A 3,792-nucleotide genomic window follows, 5' to 3' on the forward strand; every position below is an offset into this window, starting at 1 on the left:
ATACCACCAATCACTAAACCAGCTACTTTACCCTGAACAGTAGCACGAGCAGTGTCGTATCCTTTTACTTTTGAATCATAAGCAATCGCTGCATATATTGGTGTAGTTTTTAGGCCAGCATCACCGTACATAACAGCCATACTTACACCATCTTCACCAGTTGTATTATCACCAACAACTTGATCAGCATCACCTGAAGCAACATAAGTCACACCAGCTTGAAAATCACCAAACATAGGCGTGTAGTAAGTCGCTGTTTGTGCCATGCGGTTCTCACCTTTAAACATGGTCTTCATATCGCCTGCAAGGTCGTTGAATTGATCAACTTTACCTTGTGAAATTTTTAAAATAGTGTCGTTACGACCCACAGACACCGCACCAAAGTCACCTTTTAAACCAACAAACTGATTACGGGCTTTAAAGTTTTCTTTAGTATCGTCACCGGTATCGACTTCATACTCGATTGTGTAGAAAGCTTCAAGCGACTGACTTAATTCGAACTCACCAGTCACACCAAAACGTGATGCATTACTTTGAATAGTCGTTTCAGTTTCATCAGCAACATCATTTGATTGTGCTGTTACATTTAATTTGCCGTAAACTTGAAGAGGATCTGCGGCGTATGCACTTGAAGCTACTGAGACTGCCATTGCAGAGGCTAATAGAGTTTTACAAAAAACGTTCATCATTTCATCCTTTCGACGCTAAATTCGTCATGGTTATTGGTTTGGAACGAGCGGAATTCTGCCTTGGAAATGTTTCAGAAATATTTCAGTACTTACTTAATTACTCATATTCGTCAGCATTTCATCAATATAAATGTGCGAAACCTAGCTGTAACAGTAGTTTCAGGATGTTTGATTTAATTGTGACAATTTGATGAATTCTGATTTGAGTGATTACAACTAACCTTACACAGCACTTTTTTTGGAGGTTTACCGCTTCGCTTCTATCCCGTAAACTGAGCTTATTGTATTTTTCTTCTTTAATTAATGAGAGCCTTCTATGTGGTTTAAAAATCTCACCTTGTATCGTTTCAACAAACCTTTCACAACCGACACTGAAACATTAGAAAATGCCTTAGCCGATTTCACCTTCTCACCTTGCTCAAGCCAAGATATCAGTAAGTTTGGTTTCTCAAATGCCCTTGGTAAGAAAGGACAAGCATTAGTTCATAGCGCTGAAAACCGTCACTTAATTTGTGTCACTAAAGAAGAAAAAATTCTCCCAAGCCAAGTGATCAAAGAAGCCTTAGATGAAAAAGTGGCAGAGATTGAAAATCTAGAAAATCGTAAAGTCACTAAAAAAGAAAAAGACACCATTAAAGACGAAATCACCACAACATTATTACCGCGTGCATTTTCTCGTCGTAGCCAAACTCATGCTCTCATCATGCCTGAGCTAGAGATGATTTTAGTTGACAGCTCTAGTGCAACTAAAGCCGAAGAGTTATTAGCATTACTGCGTAAAGCCTTAGGCTGCTTACCGGTTATTCCGCTAAGTTATGTCACACCAATAGAGTCAACATTAACGCAATGGTTACAAGCTGGTGAAGCACCTGCACCATTTGAAATGCAAGATGAAGCCGAACTTAAGTCAGACTCTGATGAAGGTGGCATTGTCCGCTTCAAGCAACAAGTTCTTCAAGAAGATGAAGTACTTGCTCATATTGCAACGGGTAAGCAAGTACACAAATTGGCATTACATTTTGGTCAGTCGATTGCTTTTTTGATGCAGTCTGATGCCAGCATTAAACGACTTAAGTTTTCTGAAGAGTTTAGAGCAGGTAATGATGAAGTTGGTACTGAAGATCCATTAGCACGTTTAGACGCTGACTTTGCCTTGATGGGCAGCGAATTAGTGGCTTTCATCAATGCAGTAAATCAAGCATTTGGTCCTTTAGAGCAAAGCGTTTAATTCCACAAAAGGGTAACCCATGAAACTTTACGGTAGCTTTACGTCTCCCTTTGTTCGGCATTGCCGAATAGCCTTATTAGAATCAACTTTAGATTATCAATTTATTGAAACAGATCAGGCTAGCAGCGCAAAGTTATCCCCAACCAAACGGGTACCTTTTTTACACGATGGAGAATTATCGTTAACGGATTCGAGCGCAATCTTACGTTACATCCGTCATAAATCATCTAAAGCGTTTCTTGACACTGTGATTGAACTTGATCATTTTTGCATGATCAATACTGCATTAGACAGTTCAATTAACTTGCTTTTCTTATCACGTGATGGCGTTGATATTGAGCGTTTTGATTACACCATTAGACAGGCACAACGTATTGACGCAACACTAGCTGAGTTTGAACAATTCGAACTCCCGCTACACGGACCGTTTAATGATGTGCAATTGCGCTTAGGTTGTTATTTAAGTTGGGCTGTTTTCCGCCAACGGATTAATATCGAAGATTTTCCAAAACTGAAAATATTTTTAGCGACAATAGAAAAAGAACCATTTTTTATTGAAACGGCTCCCCCACTATAATATTTGACATAAAAATGCCCTGTTCTCAGGGCATTTTTTTCATCAATACTTACATCTCAGTACTCATATCTCAGAGCGCTATGTAACATAGTTGATTTAATCAGTGGTGTTAATCCACTCACCTTTGTCATCAAACGGCCACTCAACCCCCAACCACGCTTTATAAAAGGCTTTCTGGCCATCGGTTACCTTATCCACGGATTCAATTGATAAGTCACCTTTAGGTTGCTCAGTCAGAAGTAAACTCAGCTCTTTTAATCGCTCATCCCTAAATACACTCAGCTTAATCGTATCGCCAACATTAAAATCGTTAAGACGCTTGGTCAAACCATCCGCAGTAACTTTTAAGCCATTAATTGCGACAATTTCATCCCCAGCAGCAATACCTGCATTCCAAGCGGGGCCTTTTTTTAGCACACTGGCAATAGTTAAATCATTATGTAAGCCAGAAAGCACCATTCCGACATCGACTTCTGTTTTAGGAGATTTACCATAAGTAGTGATTAAGCCTGCATGATCTAACAACTCATCAAAAGGCAAACTAAACGGTTGATTTACATATTCCTTCCACCATGACTGATAATCTTTACCTGAAAGGTTTTTCAAAATAGATTGCACATCCGTGACGTTATAACTTAATGGGATTTTGTATTGCTGATAAAGTGCTTTATGAACATCTCTATATGAATGAGCAAGTTGTGTATCACTAAGTAAACTAAAGTCGAGAGCCATTGAAGCTAGGTAACCTTCAGAGTAAATATTCACACTGTGATTGACCGCATAATCGCCCCAAGTACTACTCCATTGGCCTAAACTGGCTTCTGCAATAGATTGAACTTCACGACCAGGATTTTGTTGATTAAGCACAATTCGCTGGCTTAAATCGTCAAAGAACTCTTTGGCAGTTATCACTCCTGCGCGCAACAATAACTGATTTTGGAAATAACTGGTGGAGCCTTCAGCCATCCACAGTAAATCGGTCATATTCTCCGACTGATAATCATACGGAACCAGCCCTTGAGGTTGGAAAAGTTACTCCGGCATGGATAAAGGCAACACGTCAAATTCATTTAAAGCAGCCAACTATGACGTGTTAGTCGATTCGCCAATTGAAACGGGCATAAACCAGCATGTCAGCTTTGAGGCTGATGGTCGCGATTACGACGTGGTATTTTGGGGCGAAGGTAATTACGATACTCAAAAAATTGTAGCAGATCTCACCAAAATTAGCGGTCAGGCATCGGCTATTTGGCCTGATTATCCGTTTAAGCGATATGTGTACATGGTGCATGCAACCA

The 3,792-nt window shown here is 39.8% G+C and carries 3 protein-coding genes and 2 pseudogenes; 3 read left to right on the plus strand and 2 right to left on the minus strand.

The annotated features are described in order from the left end of the window. Positions 1-689 (minus strand): porin (locus tag H5202_RS18975; RefSeq protein WP_182773440.1); only part of this gene is annotated, 689 nt, incomplete at its 3' end. Positions 690-1,005: 316 nt separating this feature from the next. Here H5202_RS18975 and rdgC point away from each other — a divergent pair. Together rdgC and H5202_RS18985 are read left to right on the plus strand one after the other, a co-directional pair. Further along, complete coding sequence (rdgC, locus tag H5202_RS18980) at positions 1,006-1,917, plus strand: recombination-associated protein RdgC (protein WP_182773441.1); 912 nt, start codon at positions 1,006-1,008, stop codon at positions 1,915-1,917. A gap of 19 nt (positions 1,918-1,936) precedes the next feature. Further along, positions 1,937-2,494 (plus strand): glutathione S-transferase family protein, encoded by a 558-nt coding sequence (locus tag H5202_RS18985; RefSeq protein WP_182773442.1) that lies wholly within the window; start codon positions 1,937-1,939, stop codon positions 2,492-2,494. A 96-nt stretch (positions 2,495-2,590) separates the two neighbouring features. Here the strand turns inward: H5202_RS18985 and H5202_RS18990 are convergent. Next, a pseudogene (locus H5202_RS18990) lies at positions 2,591-3,523 on the minus strand (M61 family metallopeptidase); the annotation flags it as partial. Here H5202_RS18990 and H5202_RS18995 point away from each other — a divergent pair. Beyond that, positions 3,519-3,792: pseudogene (locus tag H5202_RS18995) on the plus strand (M61 family peptidase); the annotation flags it as partial. The pseudogenes H5202_RS18990 and H5202_RS18995 overlap by 5 nt on opposite strands.

Origin of the sequence: Shewanella sp. SG41-4, assembly GCF_014164505.1 — a bacterium.
GTDB lineage: Bacteria > Pseudomonadota > Gammaproteobacteria > Enterobacterales > Shewanellaceae > Shewanella.

Coding starts and splice junctions, on each gene's coding strand:
- rdgC (WP_182773441.1), top strand. CDS start 1,006: ATGTGGTTTAAAAATCTCACCTTGTATCGTTTCAACAAACCTTTCACA.
- H5202_RS18985 (WP_182773442.1), top strand. CDS start 1,937: ATGAAACTTTACGGTAGCTTTACGTCTCCCTTTGTTCGGCATTGCCGA.